General features: G+C 47.5%; 17 protein-coding genes and 3 riboswitches. Of the genes, 14 read left to right on the forward strand and 3 right to left on the reverse strand.

All coding sequences use genetic code 11. The annotated features are described in order from the left end of the window. Nucleotides 1-10 precede the first annotated feature (10 nt). From LCM20_RS08320 to LCM20_RS08330, 3 genes are all read left to right on the forward strand, one after another. On the forward strand, nucleotides 11-1,513 hold the full coding sequence (locus LCM20_RS08320) for a DUF4127 family protein (RefSeq protein WP_225194977.1): 1,503 nt from the start codon (nucleotides 11-13) through the stop codon (nucleotides 1,511-1,513). Then, nucleotides 1,510-3,063 (forward strand): FAD-dependent oxidoreductase, encoded by a 1,554-nt coding sequence (locus tag LCM20_RS08325; protein ID WP_225194978.1) that lies wholly within the window; start codon nucleotides 1,510-1,512, stop codon nucleotides 3,061-3,063. Before LCM20_RS08320 ends, LCM20_RS08325 begins: the two co-directional genes overlap by 4 nt. A gap of 169 nt (nucleotides 3,064-3,232) precedes the next feature. After that, on the forward strand, nucleotides 3,233-5,572 hold the full coding sequence (locus tag LCM20_RS08330) for a glycoside hydrolase family 10 protein (RefSeq protein WP_225194979.1): 2,340 nt from the start codon (nucleotides 3,233-3,235) through the stop codon (nucleotides 5,570-5,572). Nucleotides 5,573-5,606: 34 nt separating this feature from the next. Here the strand turns inward: LCM20_RS08330 and LCM20_RS08335 are convergent, their stop codons facing one another. Next, entirely contained in the window at nucleotides 5,607-6,458 is an 852-nt protein-coding gene (locus tag LCM20_RS08335; RefSeq protein ID WP_225194980.1) for a DUF2785 domain-containing protein, read from the reverse strand. Between the two features lie 394 nt (nucleotides 6,459-6,852). Between LCM20_RS08335 and LCM20_RS08340 the strand changes: the two genes are divergently transcribed. Beyond that, complete coding sequence (locus LCM20_RS08340; protein WP_225194981.1) at nucleotides 6,853-7,422, forward strand: hypothetical protein; 570 nt, start codon at nucleotides 6,853-6,855, stop codon at nucleotides 7,420-7,422. An 85-nt stretch (nucleotides 7,423-7,507) separates the two neighbouring features. Next, nucleotides 7,508-8,485: a ring-cleaving dioxygenase gene (locus LCM20_RS08345; protein ID WP_225194982.1), complete on the forward strand. Its 978-nt coding sequence runs from the start codon at nucleotides 7,508-7,510 to the stop codon at nucleotides 8,483-8,485. Nucleotides 8,486-8,536: 51 nt separating this feature from the next. Here LCM20_RS08345 and LCM20_RS08350 read toward each other — a convergent pair whose 3' ends face one another. Beyond that, complete coding sequence (locus LCM20_RS08350) at nucleotides 8,537-8,680, reverse strand: aspartyl-phosphate phosphatase Spo0E family protein (RefSeq protein WP_225194983.1); 144 nt, start codon at nucleotides 8,678-8,680, stop codon at nucleotides 8,537-8,539. A gap of 322 nt (nucleotides 8,681-9,002) precedes the next feature. Between LCM20_RS08350 and LCM20_RS08355 the strand changes: the two genes are divergently transcribed. The 5 genes from LCM20_RS08355 to LCM20_RS08375 all read left to right on the forward strand — a co-directional run bounded on the left by LCM20_RS08355 (nucleotide 9,003) and on the right by LCM20_RS08375 (nucleotide 16,979). Continuing rightward, the gene (locus LCM20_RS08355; protein WP_225194984.1) at nucleotides 9,003-9,968 is read left to right on the forward strand and encodes an AAA family ATPase; all 966 of its coding nucleotides are present in this window, start codon (nucleotides 9,003-9,005) and stop codon (nucleotides 9,966-9,968) included. Continuing rightward, entirely contained in the window at nucleotides 9,965-11,230 is a 1,266-nt protein-coding gene (locus LCM20_RS08360) for a DUF58 domain-containing protein (protein ID WP_225194985.1), read from the forward strand. Before LCM20_RS08355 ends, LCM20_RS08360 begins: the two co-directional genes overlap by 4 nt. Beyond that, the gene (locus LCM20_RS08365) at nucleotides 11,230-13,431 is read left to right on the forward strand and encodes a DUF3488 and DUF4129 domain-containing transglutaminase family protein (RefSeq protein WP_225194986.1); all 2,202 of its coding nucleotides are present in this window, start codon (nucleotides 11,230-11,232) and stop codon (nucleotides 13,429-13,431) included. Before LCM20_RS08360 ends, LCM20_RS08365 begins: the two co-directional genes overlap by 1 nt. 29 nt (nucleotides 13,432-13,460) lie before the next feature. Next, nucleotides 13,461-13,562, forward strand: a riboswitch (purine riboswitch). Nucleotides 13,563-13,792: 230 nt separating this feature from the next. Beyond that, on the forward strand, nucleotides 13,793-15,331 hold the full coding sequence (gene guaA / locus LCM20_RS08370) for a glutamine-hydrolyzing GMP synthase (RefSeq protein ID WP_225194987.1): 1,539 nt from the start codon (nucleotides 13,793-13,795) through the stop codon (nucleotides 15,329-15,331). 87 nt (nucleotides 15,332-15,418) lie between these two features. Further along, a riboswitch (purine riboswitch) is annotated at nucleotides 15,419-15,521 on the forward strand. A gap of 120 nt (nucleotides 15,522-15,641) precedes the next feature. Beyond that, nucleotides 15,642-16,979: an NCS2 family permease gene (locus LCM20_RS08375; RefSeq protein ID WP_225194988.1), complete on the forward strand. Its 1,338-nt coding sequence runs from the start codon at nucleotides 15,642-15,644 to the stop codon at nucleotides 16,977-16,979. Nucleotides 16,980-17,413: 434 nt separating this feature from the next. Here LCM20_RS08375 and LCM20_RS08380 read toward each other — a convergent pair whose 3' ends face one another. Beyond that, complete coding sequence (locus tag LCM20_RS08380) at nucleotides 17,414-17,902, reverse strand: Hsp20/alpha crystallin family protein (protein ID WP_225194989.1); 489 nt, start codon at nucleotides 17,900-17,902, stop codon at nucleotides 17,414-17,416. A 176-nt stretch (nucleotides 17,903-18,078) separates the two neighbouring features. Here LCM20_RS08380 and LCM20_RS08385 point away from each other — a divergent pair, with 176 nt between their 5' ends. The 4 genes from LCM20_RS08385 (at nucleotide 18,079) to purK (ending at nucleotide 21,395) form a co-directional block, all read left to right on the forward strand. Further along, nucleotides 18,079-18,645, forward strand: coding sequence for a DUF2179 domain-containing protein (locus tag LCM20_RS08385; protein ID WP_225194990.1), 567 nt, complete (start codon nucleotides 18,079-18,081; stop codon nucleotides 18,643-18,645). Next, on the forward strand, nucleotides 18,614-18,814 hold the full coding sequence (locus tag LCM20_RS08390) for an NETI motif-containing protein (RefSeq protein ID WP_225194991.1): 201 nt from the start codon (nucleotides 18,614-18,616) through the stop codon (nucleotides 18,812-18,814). The genes LCM20_RS08385 and LCM20_RS08390 overlap by 32 nt, the downstream gene beginning before the upstream one ends. Nucleotides 18,815-18,899: 85 nt before the next feature. Further along, a riboswitch (purine riboswitch) is annotated at nucleotides 18,900-19,000 on the forward strand. 792 nt (nucleotides 19,001-19,792) lie between these two features. Then, a complete protein-coding gene (gene purE / locus LCM20_RS08395; protein ID WP_225194992.1) occupies nucleotides 19,793-20,284 on the forward strand; it encodes a 5-(carboxyamino)imidazole ribonucleotide mutase in 492 nt (163 codons plus the stop codon). Next, entirely contained in the window at nucleotides 20,274-21,395 is a 1,122-nt protein-coding gene (purK, locus tag LCM20_RS08400) for a 5-(carboxyamino)imidazole ribonucleotide synthase (protein WP_225194993.1), read from the forward strand. The genes purE and purK overlap by 11 nt, the downstream gene beginning before the upstream one ends. Nucleotides 21,396-21,405 lie beyond the last annotated feature (10 nt).

The raw sequence follows: 21,405 nt of genomic DNA on the forward strand, positions 1-21,405 counted from the left end.
AGAGAGTGTGATGAAGAAGAAAATAGCCTTGTTACCAGTTGATGCTCGCCCCGTAACACGCCAACTGCCTATTGAACTAGCAAAATTGGCAGATTGGGAAGTACTTGCGCCTGAACAAGCGGATTTAGGGTTCTTAAAACAGGCGGCAGATGTTGGTCATTTGCAATATTGGTTAAAAGAAACGGCGCCGAAAGTAGACGGAATGGTTCTTTCTATCGACATGTTGTTATATGGAGGACTGGTTCCTTCGCGAATTCATGAACAGGAAAAAGAGCAGTTGAACCGGCGTCTCGAACTGTTGAAAGAAATAAGAGAGGAACACCCTGACATTCAGTTGATGGTCTTCAGCTCTACGATGAGAATTTCTAATAATAATGTCAACGAAGAAGAGAAGGAGTATTGGCAAACGTATGGAACGGCGATATGGGGATTGTCCTACCATACCCACCGCTTTGAAACGACGGGAGATGAGGCGGACCAAAGGCGGGCAGACGAGTGGAGAGCCTCTATTCCGGAGGATATCTTACATGATTATCAAGCGACACGCCAAATCAATTACTCTATGAACCTTGAGCTCCTTCAACTTTTAGAAGGTGGGACGATTGATCGTATCGTATTTCCGCAGGATGATACAAGTGAATACGGGTGGAACGTTCAAGAACAAGCGCAGCTTTCTAAAGTGATTCGTGAGCAGCATTTATCAAAAGAAGCGGTTCTCTATCCTGGTGCAGATGAAGTAGCAAGCACCCTTCTGACTCGGATGATCTTTCAACTAGAAGAGCAAGACTTGCCGTGCTTTTATCCCGTTTCGAGTGGGATGAAAGGTTATTTAAGTTCAGCCATGTATGAAGACAGACCTCTGATGGAATCGGTGAAAGGTCAAATATTCGCCATTGGCTCAAGAACAGAGGATGACTTCGCTCAAGCAGATATCGTCCTTGGAGTGAATGTTCCAGGCATAAAGCAAGGCGATTTAGCTTTGGAACTCAATATGAACCTTGTTGATACAAATGATCGCAATATAAGTGAATGGTTGAGACGATTGGAAACCTATCTTGGGAGAAAACCTGTCGCTTTGGTGGATCTTGCATATGCCAATGGGGCTGATCCAAGGATGATTCCAGAACTTCTCGAAACGATTTCATGGCAGGATTTAATAGGCTTTGCCGCTTGGAATACGGCGGGGAATTCCATTGGAACTGTCGTGTCTCAGGCTGCACTTCAATGGCTTGCGGATCGAAAAGGAATGGATGTGAAAGAGCAGAAGGATCATCAAATCCTCCATCGGATTCTAGAAGATTACCTTTACCAGTCGATTGTTCGTAAAGAAGGAAGAGCTCTTTTGGGTAAGGGCGAGAAGCTTCATGATGTGATCACGCCGCTATTTGATAAAAAAGCTTCCGATTTCTTATCTCACTATGCTGATGGATGGGAAGTGAGTGGGATTCAGTATCCTTGGAACCGGACATTTGAGATTGACTTCATTTTAAATAAGAAGGAGGAAATGTCATGAGAGCGGATATCGTTGTTGTTGGAGGCGGAATTGGTGGGACGATGGCTGCTCTTTCTGCAGCGAAAATGGGGAAGACCGTCATTCTGACAGAAGAAACAGACTGGATAGGAGGCCAGCTGACATCACAGGCTGTCCCTCCTGACGAACACCCATGGATCGAGGAGTTTGGATGCACAGATACTTATCGGCAGTTTAGAAATCGGGTGAGGCAGTATTATAAAGACCATTACCCCGTGCAGGATAAAGCGCGAACGGACCAACGATTTAATCCTGGATCCGCTTGGGTCAGCCGAATTGCGCATGAGCCTAAAGTAGCGAAGCGTGTCTTGGAGGATATGCTTCAGCCTTTTCTCAGTAATGGGCAGATCACGCTGCTCTATTCATATCGTCCGGTCGCCGTTGAAGTGGAAGAGGACCGTATTACCCATGTAACTGTTGCAAGAGGTGATGAGCGTAAACAGCTTGTAGGGAACTATGTACTTGATGCGACAGAATGTGGTGACCTTCTTCCCTTGGCAAAAGCGGAGTATCGTATTGGGGCAGAATCAAAAGAGATGACGGGAGAGCCGCATGCTTTGGACGAATATCGACCGGGTGATGTGCAGTCCTTTACCTATGTCTTCGCTCTTGAATATGACCCTGATGGTGACTATACAATTGAAAAGCCTGACATGTATGCGCACTGGAGGGCATATCAGGCGGATTTTCTAGAGCACTTGCAGCTGAGCTGGGACATTCCGGATGCTGATACGGGGAAATCAAAGCGTTTCAGGATGTTCAATGATGAGGGTGATTTGGGGCTTTGGGAATACCGTCGGATTATTGATCCTTCACATTTTAAGGAAGGGTTTTTTAAAGGTGACTTATCCTTGATCAACTGGCCGCAGAATGATTATTGGGAAGGAACCATCATTGACGTGACCGAAGATGAAAAAGAAAAAAGGCTGTATCAATCGAAGCAGTTAAGTTTATCTGTCTTGTATTGGCTTCAGACAGAGGCCCCGCGTGATGATGGAGGGGGGGGATATCCAGGGTTAAAGCTGCGCCCTGATGTGGTGGGGACGGACGATGGATTCGCTAAATATCCGTATATACGCGAGTCACGTAGGATAGAGGCACTTGAAACAGTTGTCGAACAAGATATTAACGTTGAGTATTCCGAGTACAATGGTGTCCGAATTCGTGAAAACTCAGTCGGAATTGGAGCCTACCGAATTGATTTACATCCGACGACGGAGACGAATCGTCTTTTTTATGCGCGCAGTTATCCTTTTGAAATCCCACTTGGTTCTTTGATTCCCGTGCGTATCAAGAACCTGATTCCTGCCTGTAAAAATATTGGCTGCACGCACTTGACCAACGGTTGTATGAGAGTTCATCCTGTTGAATGGAATGTAGGAGAGTCGGCAGGAGCTCTGGCAGCCTTCGCTATGGAAGAAGAAAAAACGCTTCATGATATTTATCACAGTTCACGATTGACGAGATCATTTCAAGGTAAGCTAGAGCAATTAGGAATAGGGTTGCATTGGCCAGAGGTGGGGGAGTTATAGGTATTTAGTAAGGAGGATCGAACCTCCTTTTCAACCATTTTATGAAGAATATATCCAACTATAATATTATTTTGGAGAAATTATCCTCTTTTATTTGAATTTTGTGATAACATTCTTTTCAATACATCATGATAACGCATACAAAAAATATGTATGGAGGATTGATGAGATGAAAGGGACCAGTAAACAAGTCGTAGCATTTTTTGGGGTGTTCGTCCTGTTTCTCAGTTTGTTGTTGAGTCCTGCGGCAGCTGAGGAAGATGAAGCAACCGTAGTGAAAGATGAGGACGGGACAAGCATGACAGTAGACGCGGTGAATGACCGGAGCAACGGCGGGAAGCTTGTGCTGTTTGATCCGACATTCAGTTACTTTACGGAGACAAGCCAGGACTCTTATGAAGTTGTGCTCGAGAAGATCGGTCTTACGGAGTATGAAGTCATTCGTTCAGGTTCAGGAGATCAGTCGATTCCAGAAGAAGGAGTGGTGTTGTCCACAAAAGCTTCTTCAGATATTCTCGATTTTCTGAAGTCACTGGATAATGGAGAGAATGTTGAAATAGAAGAACCAGTGGAGAAACGTTACGGTAGTCAGCTGGACGATATCGACCCAACGGATGAGACGAATCCAGACGGTGCTCCTTTTCCAGGGAATAGAGGCGCAAACCAGTTGCTTTTGTACACACCTGACTTCGGTGACAGCACAGGAACAAACCCTTATGGCTACGAAATTACGGTAACAGAAGGCGTTGTGACCAAAGTGGGCGGTGGGGATAGTTCAATTCCGGCCAATGGATTTGTTGTCAGTGGTCATGGAGTAGAAGCCAATTTCTTGCGACAAGCTGAAATCGGGATGAAGGTCATGTATGAACAGGATGGTTCAATAGATCTGATCCGGGATGCTTCCACCTATATCTTTAAAAGTCAGCAGGCTTTGACCGAGGCGAAAGCAAGCCTTGCAGATGCGAGAGCTCAATTTATAGACGCATCTTACGAACAGGCGGAGCAGTCGATAGCAAAAGCCGAGGAACTTTTACAAAAGGCAGAAGATGTCCAAAGTGAGAATCCGAGGCAGGCGCTCGCATATACAGAGCAGGCCACTCAAGCGGCCTATGATGGATATTATTATTCTCTCCCTTCTGAAGTCGGAGAGCAGCGGGCGATTTGGTATCGTCCGGAGGAGAAGGATTTAGAAGATGTTCAGACGACTCTGGATCGTATGGAGAAAGCGGGCTTTAATTCCTTGTACCTTGAAACGACGTTTTGGGGATATACGATTTTCCCGAGTGATACGATGGAGGCATATGGTCTGCCGAAGCAGCACCCTAATTTTGTGAATCAGGATTACGGGAAATATGGATCGGATATTCTGCAGGCTTTCATTGAAGAAGGGGAGAAGCGTGGAATTACGGTTCAATCATGGACAGATGGGTTTATGATCGGTCACGTCAGTCTTGGGCTTCCATCTCAATTCGAACAATACCCTGAGTGGGCAGCGGTCCAACGAAATGATGAGCCGGGCACACCTGGGGCAGATTCGAAGAGTAACTATTATTGGTTGGATATTGCTAACCCGGATGTTCAACAATTTATGTTGGATATTTATAAAGAGCAGCAAAAGGATTATGCAATTACAGGGTTGAACATCGATTATATGCGTTATCCGCATCACTCTTTTGAAGAAAGCTACAGCTACAGTGAATCGAACAGGAATAGGTTTGAGGAAGAGTATGGAGTCGACCCTCTAATGCTGGAAGAGTCGGATGACCTCTTTGAAGAGTGGGAGATGTGGTTGAGAGAGCAAGAGAATGCATTTGTAGAGAAGCTGCACGATCAGAGTAAGCAGTTGGATGGTGCATTTATGCTGACGGCAACGCCGGAGCCTGGACCTGAAGCCGTACTGATCAGTGACTGGGTAGAGGATATTGACGGGGTGATTCCACAAGCCTATGGTCATGACTTTAATAGTATTCAGTCCACGGTCAGAGCAAGCAAAGAGTTAATGCCTGAGGAAACGATGTACTATACAGGCATCTACTCATTCTACCACCATCTAAGTGAGAAAGCGGCAGTGGAGGACGTGCTGGCCGCGGGCTATGGAACATCCGGCGTGAACATGTTTGCATTCGGCCAGGCAAGTGCACCTTCTGTCGATGCTCTTGGAAAAGGACCATGGAGAGAGGCGGCTGTGAATCCTGGTGAAGACCCACGTGGTGCAGTTCTTGCCACCGTTCGAGAACTGAGTTCACAGACGGAAGAGCTTTACATCAAACAGGGGGCAGTCAATCGTCACGAGGGGCGGAAGTTGATCAACAACTTCAAGAAGTGGGAAGTGATGATGGAACGCCCTGCTCATTCGTTGAAATGGTCCAAAGTAGAGAAAGAGATGAACAAATCACAAGAGATGTTAAGTGGATTAAACAGTCTTGACTCAGTTGTCCAACAACGAATCTCAGAGAAGTATGAGAAAATGAGTAAGTGGTTGAATTATTACTATACGAAGCAAAAATAATAGGAAGGGTGGCTGTGTTTGTGCAGCCTCCCTTTTATAGTTTATGAATAGAATTCCCAATCGTTTGCTGCAGGCCTTTCCATTCAGGCTTTCCACCTACGGCTACATAAAAACTCTTCAAGAACGTCTTCACATTACTCAGAAGGTACCAGTATTCTTCGTCCTTCAGCTTATTCTTTCGTTCACTCAATTCTTCAGGAAGATTATGAATCAACTTGGTTATTTCGCTTACATCAAGACCACGCTCCATCATGGCAAATACCGGCACGAGAATCCGTTCGTCTTCATCGTGAATGTAGGCACTTTCGGAAGTTAGAACCATGCTCCACAGGGCTTGTAGGATTTCAGGGTAAGATTCATTTGAGATATTCGGGTTTTTGACGAGTTCATCCAATGTGTCTGCGACATGAGCGGTGCTGTGGGCCCACCCTTTGCCTGGGACGAAGCCTCTGAAATCTTTTTCTTGATGAGTATAACTTAGAAGCTTGTCTTTCATTTCAATTACTGTGCTTTTGTTTAAGAATGGTTCTTCGCTATCACGTCCGATAATCAGTGCAAGCAGCAGAGTTGTGAAGGAGCGTGTGAAGACTGAATCTGTATTCTTCTCACCGATGCCTTTCATAAGTCGGTCGTCCAAGCACACCTGGACAAGCTCATTAAGTAGATTCGGCGTAAGTGTGGGACGTTCAATAATGATTTTGAAAAAGGTTCTATAGATGAGTTCGTCTCGTAAAACGGGATCGGTTGAGCCGATGTGTTCGATCATGGAGCAGACGTTTTTATTGGTATCCATCGTTGACCATTGTTTCTGTCCGCTCTCCCATTGAATCATGTATGATTTGAGTTCCTCTTCATTCATTGGCTCGATGGAAAGTCGTGTCGTCATAGTAGGCTTCCTTTCTATTTTGGAGAAACTGTAGGGTTTCTTCTATTAATCTCTCTGGTTGTTCTATCGTCCAGTGTCCGCTTTTTATCTAACACACATCTGCTATTTGAAAATATAGATTTATTTCATAATTTTAACATAATTAATCTATTGTGGCAGATAGTTTGGGGAGGCTTTCTGAATGTTTGGAGTGCTATGCGCGTTCGGCGAGAGTCTATGCGCGCTCAGCACAACTCTATGGGCGTTCATCTTCAACCAATGCGCCCCCAACGGAAGTCTATGCGCGTTCATCCCATTCTGCGCGCGTCCACTCCAAATCCCATACCAAGTGAAACGCGACCCGCCCTCCAGACGTACTTATAAATAGAGAGTAAACAGAAAGGTTGGAGCAATCATGCGAAAGGTATTCATTTTTTCTTTTGTTATGCTGCTTGGATTAGCGGCGTGTCAGGAAGATATCAGTTTAGAAGTAGAAGATGAGCGGCATGAAAAGATTTGGTACGAGCCTGTTCCGTTTGAACGTGCCGTCGAGGAGCTTTCTTTTGAGGTCCCCGAACTGACGGAGTTTCCTTTTGAGCAGGGAGGGGATTGGTCAGAGATTTATCAATCTACGGAAGACCGTGACCAAATTTCGATTATGACGAGGTATGTTAGAGAAGGGGTAGAGCTTAACTATGAGGATGCTATAGCCAATCAGGATGCGTATGAATTCGTTGATTTTACAGTGGCTAACTATGAAGCGGAATTAAACGTCCATAATGCACAAGGCTTTGAAACCATGAAGCTTGGTTCCCGCGAAGTTAAAGTCAGGTATGAAAGCCAGCTTCCTTCCATTACAGCTCATTGGATGGAGGATGGTCAAAGTTATCAGCTGACGTATGTGAATGCGTATGCGCGGGAAGATGGACCGGAGAAGCAGAATTTTGTGGATGCGGTCGAGATGATGCTTGCTTCATTTGAATAGACGGGCTTTCATTTCCCATATTTGACTTTCGGGCAGATCTTTATTATATTTATCTTGAAACTGAGATAATTCGGAGGGATCGATTGTGAACGAATTAAAAGGCATACACCACGTCACGGCTATTACGAGCAGTGCTGAGAAGAACTATGAATTTTTTACGTACACGCTTGGGATGCGTTTGGTGAAGAAGACGGTCAACCAGGATGACATTAAGACGTATCATTTATTTTTTGCGGATGATGAAGGGAATCCGGGGACAGATATGACGTTCTTCGATTTTCCTGGTATTCCGAAAGGGTCGCACGGAACGAACGAAATCAGTCGTACGTCCTTCCGTGTGCCGAGTGATGAAGCGCTCGAGTACTGGGTGAAGCGCTTTGATCGATTGGACGTGAAGCATAAAGGCATTCAGGAGCGTTTCGGTAAAAAAATCCTTCCGTTCGTCGATTTCGATGATCAGTCGTATGAACTTGTATCCGATGAACAGGACGAAGGGGTTCCGGCGGGTATTCCATGGCAGAAGGGACCGGTTCCTTTAGAGTATGCGATTACGGGTCTTGGACCGCTCCACGTGCGCGTTGATAATGTGGAGTATTTCAAGAAGATGCTCGAGAAGGTTCTGTTATTCAAAGAAATCGGTCATGAAGGATCCTTCCGATTGTTTGAGGTCGGACCAGGAGGTAACGGAGCTCAAGTCATTGTCGAGTTCAACAACATTCTACCACCTGCTAGACAAGGGTACGGCACGGTCCACCACGCTGCGTTCCGTCTAGAGGACCTTGATATGCTTGAAGAATGGGACGAGTGGATGAAGCAATTCGGTTTCCGGACGTCTGGGTATGTGAACCGTCATTACTTCGGATCGCTATACGTCAATGTAGCTCCGCAAATCTTATTCGAGTTCGCAACGGACGGTCCTGGTTTCATGGGTGATGAACCTTACGAAACTCTGGGAGAGAAGCTTGCCCTTCCTCCGATGCTTGAGCCGAAGCGAGAACAAATCGAGAAAGTCGTCAGGCCGATCGATACGGTCAGAAGCACCATCGACTTTAAAAAAGAATAGATAAAAGAGCCCTCTCTATCGTAGGAGAGGGCTTTATATTGGAAAATTAAGTTATCTGTTTAGTTGTGGGGTTTTCATCTCGCTCAGGCTGTTAAGTAGATGGTCTAATTCCTGGGAAAGCTGTAGAACGTCTTCATAGTCTTTCCCCTTTAAATAAGACTCGTACATCTTCTGACGGGTTTCTTCGATTTTCATTTCTAAAGCATTCACTTTGAATCAAAACTCTCCCCTAGACTATGATATAAATTCATATATACCCACGTAATATGTTATCTAAACATAATAATGTCGAAAAAATGAAATTAATCAAATAGTTTTTGACAGAAATCTATTCATTGCACGGTGCAGTGTGATATTTTGATAATGTGACTTTTTGGAAAAAATAGAATGACTGTCCTATTTCCTGTAATATCCAAGTGGTCACATGTTTTGTTACGTAAGGTGGGATATAGTATAGTTAGAATGAGCGTGATTATTCTGAAAAATAGCTTCATATATAAGGAGAGGAGCTCACCTGATGAGTCAGCAAACCTATTTATTACAGCCCAAAATATCTGAAGTAATGGCAAATATTAATAAAGTTATGATCGGTAAAGAAGAGGCATCTCTATTAAGCCTTGTTGCCTTGCTGGCAAAGGGTCACGTGCTATTGGAGGACGTTCCTGGTGTCGGAAAGACGATGCTCGTCAAGACGCTTGCAAAGTCGATGGATTGTGACTTTAAACGTATTCAGTTCACACCTGACCTGCTTCCATCTGACGTGACAGGCGTTTCGATTTATAACCCGAAGGATATGGAATTTGAATTCCGTCCTGGACCGATCCTTGGCAATGTTGTCCTTGCCGATGAGATCAACCGTACATCCCCGAAGACGCAGTCCGCCCTTTTGGAAGGAATGGAGGAAACGAGCATCACAGTAGATGGCAACACGGTTCCGTTAAGTAATCCTTTCTTTGTCATGGCTACACAGAACCCGATTGAATATGAAGGAACATACCCGCTTCCTGAGGCTCAGCTCGACCGTTTTCTTATCAAAATGAAGATGGGCTATCCTTCTGCCAAGCAGGAGATGGAGATGCTGAACCGTACGTCAGGAGCGCATCCGATTGAGTCGATCGCATCCGTCATTTCCCGTGATGAGCTGGTTGAGCTGCAGAGGGAAGTAGAGGATGTGTATGTCGATCATACCGTCAATCGTTACATCGTCGATTTGATTACTGGAACAAGGGAGCATGAAGGGGTCTACCTCGGAGTCAGCCCTCGTGGATCCATCGCTTTGATGAAAGCGGCGAAAGCCTATGCCTTCATCCATGACCGTGATTATGTCGTGCCGGATGATGTTCAATATTTAGCTCCTTTCGTTCTTTCCCACCGTATGATTCTGACGTCCGAATCCCGCTTTGAGGGAACGACGGCTGAAGAAATTGTGGAAAGTCTGCTGTCCTCGACATCGATTCCTGTTAAGAGGAACATCAGTGAATGAAACAGTCGTTAGAATTCATTCTTAAACTCCTATTTGTCGCGTTCCTCTTCTGTCTTCTCTTTTCTTACGCGATGTTCCAAGGAGGCTTTGTCAGTTGGTTCCTTTTCTATGCGTTTCTGCCGTTTCTTGTCTATATGACAGGGATCCTGCTGTATCCGATGACCAGCTGGAAGGTGGAGAGGAAGTTGTCGAAGCGTGTGGCGACAGGCGGCGAAAGTGTCGAAGTCGAAGTCAACATCAAAAGGCGATTCCCTTTCCCGGTCTACTACTGTGTCCTTGAGGAGTACCTGCCCCATTCATTGAAGGACAGGGATACCCATTTGGAGAAGTTCCGGGACATGAGTGAAGAAGAAACGGTCAAAGAACCGAGACTGATCAAGCACGTCACATTCCCTTGGTTCAAACGGAACATCAGGTTCCGGTACACCCTCGACAAAGTGCCTCGCGGGGAACACGAACTGAAGGCCCTCCGCGTCAAAACAGGAGATTTCTTCGGTTTTGTAAAAAAAGAGCACGTGTTCATGAGTGAGAACAAACTCCTCGTCTTTCCATATAAACGCCCTGTGAAGATGAAAGAAAGTGTCTACAGTTTCGAACAAGGGGCGAGTCCATCTTTTAAGCTGAATGAAAAGAATACAAACATCGTCACAGGTGTCCGCGAGTACATTCCGGGTGACCGATTTGCCTGGGTGGACTGGAAAACGACGGCGAAAAAAGGCGAAATGATGACGAAGGAATTCGAGCAGGAGAAGAGTGTGGACATGCTTGTTATTTTGAACGCGGTCTATCATCCTTCTATGCACTCGGTCAGCTTTGAAGGGGCTGTAGAATTTACGGCATCCCTGCTTGATGAGCTGCAGAAGTCGACTTCGCATCTTGCCTATATGACACTCGGCGATGAGCGGTCGTATTTCCCATTACAAAAAAATTCGACGCACCAGCAGATGATTCAGGCGCATCTCGCAAAAGTCCGGGCAGTTGGTCGTGTGCCGTTTGCCCAGCAGCTTGAGCGCGAGCGCACGCGTCTTCCGTCCGGCATGATCGGGATGGTCGTCAGTCCGCTTCTTGACGAAAGCATTTCTCAATCGTTGGTGAAGCTTGCGAAGAAGAGCAAACGCCTCGTCTTCTTTTACATCAAGTCTCATAAAACGATGGAATTCCAGGATCATCAGCACATTAAGCAGCTGAAGAATCAAGGAGTCCACGTTCAAGTGATTTCAGAAGAACAATTAATACAGAAGGAATTCGAGGTGAACACGTAATGAATGGACAGAATCAACAGAATCACTCGTTCATTTATACCCTCACCATTTATGTGATCGGGTTTCTGCTCTTTTGCGAATGGCTCCTTCCGCTTGAGACCATCACCAATACAGATGACGTGACGATCTTCTTCATCTATGCAGCGTTTTGCTTCTTCGTCTCGTTTTTGCAGATCCAGTGGTGGATTTCGATGCCGCTGAAGCTCGTCGGTCTCATTTTCATCATCGACGGTTTATATATCGGGGAACGTCTCTTCAGCCGAGACTGGTTCTCCGTCGTATATGATCAACTCATGTTCAACATCCAAGTGATTCAGACGCAGGAATGGTGGCAGATGACGCCGTTGTTCCGGAGTGTCCTGTTCCTTGTCCTGCTTTGGTTGATGAGTTACCTGCTGTTCTACTGGCTGGTGGTCGCCAAGCGCATGTTGATTTTCGTCGTCATGACGTTCATCTACGTGACCGTCATCGACACCTTCACGATCTATGACGGAAAATGGGCGATCGTCCGAACGTTCATCCTTGCAATGGCGGCTCTTGGACTATCGAGCTTTGCGAAAGAAATGGACAGAGAATCGATTCCGAGTTCGTCATTCAAGCGGGTCCACTTATGGGTCATTCCGCTCGTCGGCATCATCCTTTTCTCAACGGTAGCCGCTTATGCGTCACCGAAGCTGTCACCGCAATGGCCGGACCCGGTTCCTTATTTGAAAAGTGCTACAGGCGGCTCTGGTCCTGGTGGTGTCGGCAATGTCGTACAGAAAGTCGGGTATGGAGAGAATGACAGCCGACTCGGAGGCTCATTCGTCCAGGATAACACGCCGGTATTCGAAGCGATGGCAGACGGCGACAGGTACTGGAGGATCGAATCGAAGGATACCTACACCGGAAAAGGGTGGGAAGATACGCTGAGCCGTCCGACAACGACCGTTTCAGCGAGTGAGCTCGAATACCCTACCTTTACCGATAATGTGGAATCAGAAGAGCAGAAAGCGATGATCCGGATGGAGAGAGGCGCGACGTTCGAAAAGCTCGTCTATCCATATGGATTAAGCTCGCTTGAAGCGACACCTGAGAACAGTCGGTACAACCTTCACACGGAAACGGGAGAGATCGATACGCTTCGCGGTGGGTCTCTTGCTAAAATCAATGAGTTCGTTGTGAACTACGATTACCCTTCCTTTGAGTATGGTCAGTTGAGGCAGACAGGTGATAATGACCCTGCGGAGATTCGTGAGAAGTATCTGCAGCTGCCGGAAACCCTTCCGAGTCGTGTCCGCAACCTGGCGAGTCAAATCGTGGAGGGGGAGGACAACCGTTACGACAAAGCGAAGGCTGTCGAGCAGTACTTCTCGTCGAACGGATTTGAGTACTCGACAACCGAAGTCCCGGTTCCGAGTGAGAATCAGGACTACGTCGATCAATTCCTATTTGAAACACAGCTCGGGTACTGTGATAACTACTCGACATCGATGGTCGTCCTTCTGCGTTCAGAAGGCATTCCAGCCCGCTGGGTGAAAGGCTTCACTTCAGGGGAGCGAATCGATTCAGAAACGCCTGATTATACAGATGATGTTCAAAACACGTATCAAGTCACAAGTGCCAACGCTCACTCATGGGTCGAAGTGTATTTCGCTGGAATCGGATGGGTGCCGTTCGAGCCGACACAAGGCTTCTCGAACAACACCGACTTCTATAGTGATGTAGATACGAGCACCGACGATACGGAGACAGATGAAGGAGCTCAGACTCCTGAAGATAATATGGGGAACCCGCAACAGTTGGAAGAAGAGACATCGAGCTCTGATGCCAACGCAGGCGGTACGTCTTCCTTCAACTTCACGTGGATCTACGTGGGAGCCGGTATCCTGGCTGTATCCAGTTTGATTCTCTACTTTACGAGATTCAGATGGATGTCCACGATGCTGATCCGTCGCTTCAAGAAAGAAGGAAACGCTGAGAACTACGAACGGGCGTATCACTTTTTACTGAAACTGCTTGCACATAAAGGCTTCAAACGAAATCCGGAGCAAACGTTACGTGAGTATGCGCGCTCTATTGACAGTCATTATCAGACCAATGAGATGCGCCAGTTGACGCATCATTACGAGCGGTTCGTCTACCGGAATGATGAGCATAATGTGCAGTGGGGCAAAGTCTCTGAATTATGGGAAAATTTAATTAAAAAAGCATTGTCTTGATTCCTTTCATGCCGGTTGTTAGAATGAATGAAATTAATCGTATTCTCCTTCGTATATCCTCGGAAATAAGGTCCGAGAGTCTCTACCGGAGCGCCGATAACGCTCTGACTATGAAGGTGGGAATCAGGGGACGTGTATGCGTAATTCGATTTCTGCCTTCTTATGTTTCGACAAGAGAAGGCAGATTTTTTTGTTTGAGCCGTTTCGTCTCTCAGTAGAGTGGAGCGGGTGAGGGGAACGACTCGCTTTCCGCGGACGGCGAGGAGCCCTGCACTCTAAAAAGTAACAAAACGACCGAGGCATACAAAGCAAATGGAACATAATAAAGAAACGAAGTTATAAAACAAAGGAGTGGGGATGTATGGAAAAAGTGGAAGGTATGATTCTGGTTCTTGATTTCGGGAGCCAGTATAATCAGTTAATTACGCGTCGTATTCGTGAGTTCGGGGTGTACAGTGAGCTTCGTTCGCACAAGATGACAGCTGAAGAGATCAAAGAGTTGAACCCGAGCGGTATCATCTTGTCAGGTGGACCGAACAGTGTGTACGGAGAAGACAGTTTCCGTTGCGACGAAGACCTGTTCGAGCTTGGCATTCCTGTGCTCGGTATCTGTTACGGCATGCAGCTGATGACGCATCACTTCGGGGGTAAAGTCGAGCGTGCCAAGCAGCGTGAATACGGAAAAGCAGACATTACGGTCAATGATGGTCCGGTTCTTTTCCGCAAAACACCGCTAGAGCAAGTGGTCTGGATGAGTCACAGCGATAAAGTCATCGAAGCGCCGGAAGGATTCGGTGTCGATGCGACAAGTCCGTCCTGCCCGGTTGCGGCGATCAGTGACGAGGACAAGCAGATGTACGGCGTGCAGTTCCACCCGGAAGTCCGCCACTCTGAATACGGAAACGATCTGCTGAGAAGCTTTGTTTTCGACGTGTGTGAAGCGAAAGACGACTGGACGATGGAACATGTCGTTGAAATGGAAGTAGAGAAAATCCGTGAACAGGTCGGCGACCGCAAAGTGCTTTGTGCGTTGAGTGGCGGCGTGGACTCGTCTGTCGTTGCAGCGCTGATTCATAAGGCGATCGGTGACCAGCTGACGTGTATTTTTGTCGACCACGGCCTGCTTCGTAAAAATGAAGCTGATGATGTCATGCGTTTCCTAGGTGACGGCTTCAACATGAACATCATCAAAATCGATGCGAAAGACCGCTTCATGAGCAAGCTGAACGGCGTTTCAGATCCGGAAGAGAAGCGTAAAATCATCGGAAATGAATTCATTTATGTATTCGACGATGAAGCAGAGAAGTTGAAGGACATCGACTTCCTTGCGCAAGGTACCCTGTACACGGACATCATCGAAAGTGGTACAGAAACGGCGCAGACGATCAAGTCTCACCACAACGTCGGCGGACTTCCTGAAGATATGGAGTTCGAACTGATTGAACCGTTGAATACGCTGTTCAAAGACGAAGTGCGTGAACTGGGTCTTGAGCTTGGTGTGCCTGAGCACATCGTATGGCGTCAGCCGTTCCCGGGACCTGGTCTTGCGATTCGTGTCCTAGGTGAAGTGACAGAAGAGAAATTGGAGATCGTTCGTGAATCGGATGCGATTCTTCGTGAAGAAATCAAGAATGCCGGTCTTGACCGTGACATCTGGCAGTACTTCACGGCTCTTCCAGGCATGCGTTCTGTTGGTGTCATGGGGGATGAGCGTACGTATGATTACACGATCGGAATCCGTGCCGTTACATCTGTAGACGGCATGACTTCCGACTGGGCGCGTATTCCATGGGATGTGCTTGAGAAGATTTCGACACGTATCGTCAATGAAGTCGACCACATCAACCGCGTCGTGTATGACGTGACGAGTAAGCCACCTGCAACGATCGAGTGGGAATAAACGAACAAAAGCAGAAAAAATATGATTAATGTTCGGAAAATGGTTGACGTGCTTTGTCGAACGTTGTAAGATTAAACACGTCATCATAAAAATCATATGCATCACCGTCGTATAATTTTGGGGATAAGGCCCATAAGTTTCTACCAGACCACCGTAAATCGGTCTGACTACGTCGGTGGATGGGTGGATTCGTGCCTTTTGTTTACCGACAATCGAACACCTCCCCCATTCCCGACGAGAAACTCTTGGCCTACCGCCAAGGGTTTCTTTTTTTTATTGAAACATCCGACGGAAGGGGAGGAAGAAAGATATGAAGAAATATTTTAACTTTGAAGAACTGGGAACGAATTATCGTACGGAATTCATGGCCGGACTCACAACGTTCCTTGCCATGGCGTACATTTTGTTCGTCAATCCATCTACACTGGCACTAGACGGCATTGAGCAGCTGCCGGAAGGAGTCACTCGAATTGATAAAGAAGCGGTCTTCGCCGCGACAGCTATAGCAGCTGCTGTCGGGACGTTGATCATGGGGGTTTTCGCAAAATATCCAATCGCCCTTGCGCCAGGTATGGGACTGAACGCCTTCTTCGCTTATACAGTCGTTCTTGGCTACGGAATCCCCTGGGAAACGGCACTGGCCGGCGTACTTGCCTCTGGACTTATTTTCATCGTACTTACCGTTACAGGATTGCGCCAAAAAGTCATTGATGCCATTCCGGCCAACCTGAAGCTTGCTGTCGGAGCCGGAATCGGGTTGTTCATCGCCTTCATCGGCTTCCAAAACGCAGGAATTGTACAGAACAGTGACGCAACTCTTGTCGCACTTGGCGACCTGACGGCAGGACCGACGCTTCTTGCTATTTTCGGAATCATCGTATCGGTCAGTCTTATGGCACTAGGAATCAAAGGCGGAATCTTCTACGGGATGATCCTGACATCCATCGCCGGAATGGTCACAGGCCTGATCGGCGCGCCGACAGGACTTGGAGATGTCGTCAGCCCGGCACCAAGCGTTGCGCCAACATTCGGAGCAGCCTTCGCGCACTTCGGTGACATTTTCACAATTGAAATGCTCGTCGTCATCTTAACGTTCTTATTCGTCGACTTCTTCGACACAGCCGGTACACTCGTAGCGGTCGCAACACAAGCAGGATTTATGAAAAATAACAAACTGCCTCGCGCCGGACGTGCGTTGTTCGCCGATAGTGCAGCTACCGTAGTCGGTGCAGCGGTCGGAACTTCCACGACTACATCGTACATCGAATCAACTGCCGGTGTCGGAGCAGGTGGGCGTACCGGATTCGCTTCCGTCGTCACCGCCGGATTCTTTATCCTTGCGCTGTTCTTCTCCCCGTTACTGGGTGTCGTAACAGCTGAAGTGACAGCACCAGCATTGATTATCGTCGGTGTGCTCATGGCTTCAACACTTAAGAACATTGATTGGGATCAGTTCGAAATCGCCGTCCCATCCTTCTTCGTCATTGCTGCGATGCCACTGACGTACAGCATCGCAACGGGAATTGCCATCGGATTTATTTTCTATCCGATCACGATGATCTTGAAGGGTCGAGCGAAAGAAATCCACCCGATCATGTATTTCCTATTCTTCATCTTCATCCTATACTTTGTATTCTTGACAGAGTAACCTGTTTCCGTCCTAGAAGTAGTGAATAAGGAGGGAGGGGGAATAACTCGCTTTCCGGTGGATATGGAGCCGTTTTTTCGGAGAGTGGTTTGGGTGGGAAAGGAAAACAGTCCGCTTTCCGCAGGCGTTCGCTGAGCCTCCTCGGACGTCCCGTCCCGTGGGGTCTCAGCCTGTTCCATCTTCCCACCCTCCTATAAGGAGAGTAAACGGCGCCACTTCCTTGCAGTGAACAGCATGGTTCCATCCATCCAAATATTGTGAAGGTGGTCGGGGGAATGGGGAGACTCCTGTGGGATAAAGGTGCAGCGTGAGATCCCGCAAGGCGTAAGCCTGAGGAAGCTCACGGTACCCACGGAAAGCGACTCATTCCCCCGACCGCCTTAGACTACATACTGAAGATGGAACCGAACTATTGAAAAAGAAGAATCCGCCGTTTACTCGTCTTGTAGGTGGCGGATTCTTACAGATTTACGTGTTGTCTCATCAGAAATTTGTCGATGAAGCTGGATGATTAAAAGACCATGCTTGTAGGTCGCTTCAATTTTGTCATGGCGGACAGCAAAAGGTAAATCCAACGTGCGCTCAAATGCACCGTCTGCAATTTCCGAACGAATCTGATGACCACCCCGGTTGTTGATATCAATCTTCCCTTGAAGGGTGAGCGTCGTCTGATCCACTAACACATCCACATTCTTCGGGTGATTCATTCCCGGAATGTTTACAAAACAAAGCAGTTCGTTGTCATATTGATACATATTAACGGCAGGAATGGAAGGTTTCATCATCCGCTCGAAACCACCGAACATATCTTTCGACTGGCCTGGCGTACCGGATGCCTGTTTCATCATCCCTTCAAAACCGCTCCAAAAATCCTGTCCAAACACTTTATCGATGCCGCCTTTCCAATCGTTAAAGGAATTCACATCATTTACCTCCTTAAAATGTCAGAAATTGCGATAAAAAATGATTGTACCGAAGGCTCCCATGGTTTATAGTTTATGCAGAAAAAGACATCTAGGTGAATGCCCTCTACAAGAGTTGAAGCTCTGACACCGAGCCATTCTCCGGGGATAAGCATCTAGGCTTAGGGGGACTTAAAATGGAGAATCCATGGTTGATTATCGCAATCATTTTGGTTGTGAATGTTGTGTACGTTTCGTTTTTTACTTTGCGGATGATTTTTACACTGAAAGGTCAACGGTATTTCGCTGCGTTTATCAGTATGTTTGAGATTGTGACGTATATCTATGGTCTTGGAATTGTACTTGATCGTTTGGATCAGTGGTTGAACGTTGTGGCATACGCGGTCGGTTACGGGCTTGGTGTTATTTGCGGGATGAAGATTGAAGAGAAGCTTGCTCTTGGGTATATTACAGTTAACGTCATTTCATCAGATCCTGACATTGAATTTACGAGAAAGCTTCGTGAAAAAGGTTACGGGGTGACGAGCTGGTATGCTTATGGAATGGAAGGGGACCGATTGAACATGCAGATCCTCACACCGAGGAAGTTTGAAACGCTCCTTTACCAGACGATTCATGAAATCGATCCGAAGGCATTCATCGTCGCCTATGAGCCGAAGCAGATTCATGGCGGGTTCTGGGCGAAGTCCGTGAAGAAAGGAAAGATTCAACGTGCCCAAGAAGAACAACAAAAAGCGCTTTGAAGTGCAGGAGAATGAAACGATCGGCGATTGCCTGGATCGTATGAAGAAAGAAGGTTACACACCGATCCGCCGTGCGGAAGAACCGATTTTCCGTGAGGAGACAAAGGGTGGAGAAAAGGTGATGGAGCCGATTGGAAGAAAAATAGTCTTTCAAGCAGTAAAGGAGTAAAATCCGAACATTTACCAACTGTTAAATTATTATCGTTCGATTTTGACGTTGACATGTGCGGGTGCTCTTGATATGATGAGAACAGAAACTGCATAGAGGAATACCTCATATATGATGGGAATAAGGCCCGTTCGTTTCTACCCGGAAACCGTAAATTTCCGGACTATGAGGGAAGTCTGATCATACGACTGACGTGTGCCTGTTTGACGACTTCTCTGATAGTAGAGAAGCGTCGGACAGGCGCACTTTTTTTGTGCTCTGTTTGGGGTTAGGAAAGCGGGGGTGGGACATGACTCGCTTTCCGTGGGCGTGTGCCGAGCTTCCTCGATCGCTTCGCGCTCTGCGGGATCTCGCCTAGCCCGTTCATCCCACAGGAGTCTCGCCATGTCCCACCCCCTTCACAAAAAAAGTGTTTCTGGCGATCTCTACTTATCAGTGAACGTAGGGGGAGCATGAGAAGCGAGGGAGGGGAACGGATCGCTTTCCGCGGCGGACGCCGAGCTACCTCAAGCTCCGCTTTCGGGGATCTCGCCATTGTCCGTTTAATCCCGCAGGAGTCTCACCGTTCCCCTCCCCCCTTTGCCCAAAAAGGGTTCTGGCGATCTCTACTAACAGAGAATCGGGGTGGTGGGAATGGAAGTTCCCGCCTTGAGGGAGCTAATTACCTAGTTTGGCTGCCTGAAGCTTATGATGAGAGTTTGATAGATTTCTACTATATAGAGAGAAATACAATAGCCGTCTTTAGACGGGACTTATGAAAAAGGAAAGCAGGAAATTGAGTTCTCTACACACTGGCAGATAGCGAGTGCGCTGGATGTTCAGTGAGGTGGGGATGAAAAATGCGAGACTCCTGTGGGATTAGCGGTTGGGGTGAGACCCCGCAGGTCGGAGACCGAGGAGGCTCACCGCCGCCCACGGAAAGCGAGTATTTTCCATCCCCACCTCCCTCCAAACAAAATCAAGGAAGGGTTGAGTGGAATGCCACAGGTTGGTGTGATTATGGGTAGTTTGTCAGATTGGGAAACAATGAAACATACATGCGACGTCTTGGACGAGCTTGGCATTTCGTATGAGAAGGAAGTTATTTCGGCTCACCGGACGCCGGACGATATGTTCCAATATGCAGAAGAAGCGAAGGGACGCGGGTTGAAGACGATCATCGCAGGGGCTGGTGGTGCTGCTCACCTGCCTGGTATGGTGGCTTCGAAAACGACGCTGCCGGTGATCGGTGTGCCTGTTCAGTCAAAAGCCTTGCAGGGTCTTGATTCGTTATTGTCCATCGGGCAGATGCCTGGGGGCGTGCCGGTGGCGACGATGGCGATCGGAACGGCTGGAGCGAAGAATGCCGGACTTTTCGCCGCACAGATGCTCGGAGCGTTCGATGAAGAAACAGCGGATAAGCTGCAAAACTATCGCGTGAGTTTAGTCAATAAAGTTGAAGAAATGAGGAGCGATCTAAGTGACTTCTAAAGTGATTCGACCTGGACAGACAATCGGGATTTTAGGCGGAGGACAGCTTGGTCAGATGATGGCGGTGGAAGCGCGTCATATGGGATACCGTGTCGCGGTGCTCGATCCGGCGGAAGACTGCCCGTGTGCGAGCCTTGCGGACATTCACATTCAAGCTGCCTTTGACGATCAGGAAGCAGCTAAACAGCTGAGTAAAGTTAGTGACGTCATTACGTACGAATTTGAGAACGTTGACCTCGAAGTCGCACGCATTTTCGAAGCGGAAGGGAAGCTGCCACAAGGAGCTTACTCATTGGAAGTGACGCAGAACCGTGAGAAGGAAAAACAAGTCGCGGTTGAAGCGGATCTTCCGGTTCCGACGTACCGGATCATTCATTCCGTGGATGAGCTGGAAGCGGCGTTTGAAGCGACCGGGTTCCCGGCTGTTGTAAAAACGATCAGCGGGGGCTATGACGGGAAAGGTCAGCTGAAGGTGGAAGAGAGCGCGGACGAAGCGCGTTCCTTCATTAAGGAAGGCGGAACGTACATCGTAGAAGCCTGGTTGTCCTTCGACCTCGAAATCTCACAAGTCTTTACCCGCAGTCAGTCAGGAGAGATCACGTATTTCCCGATTGCGGAGAATATCCATAAGAATCACATTTTACACGAGTCCCGTGTTCCGGCGATGATTTCAGAATCGGTAGCGGATAAGGCACGTGATGCGGTGAAGCGGATGTCGGATCACATGAACATCGTCGGCACATTCGCCGTCGAAATGTTCGTAATTGGGGATGATGTGTACATCAACGAAATGGCGCCGCGTCCACACAATTCCGGACACTACACGATCGAAGCGTGCAGCATCTCGCAGTTCGGACAGCACGTTCGAGCGATCTGTGGCCTGTCGCTTCTGCCGGTGCATACCTTCCCGGCTGCCGTCATGGTGAACGTCCTCGGCAAGCATCGTAACCTTTTACTCGATAACCTGGAGAAGTACCAAGGCATTTACCTTCATGACTATGGAAAAAAGGAAGCCCGCAACCATAGAAAGATGGGACATTTGACGATCATTGGAGAAAGCCTTGAGGAAATCGACGAAATCATAGAAAATAACAACGTACATTTATGGTAGAAAAACGAGG

It is taken from the genome of Halobacillus litoralis, assembly GCF_020171725.1.
Taxonomy (GTDB): Bacteria; Bacillota; Bacilli; order Bacillales; family Halobacillaceae; genus Halobacillus; species Halobacillus litoralis_F.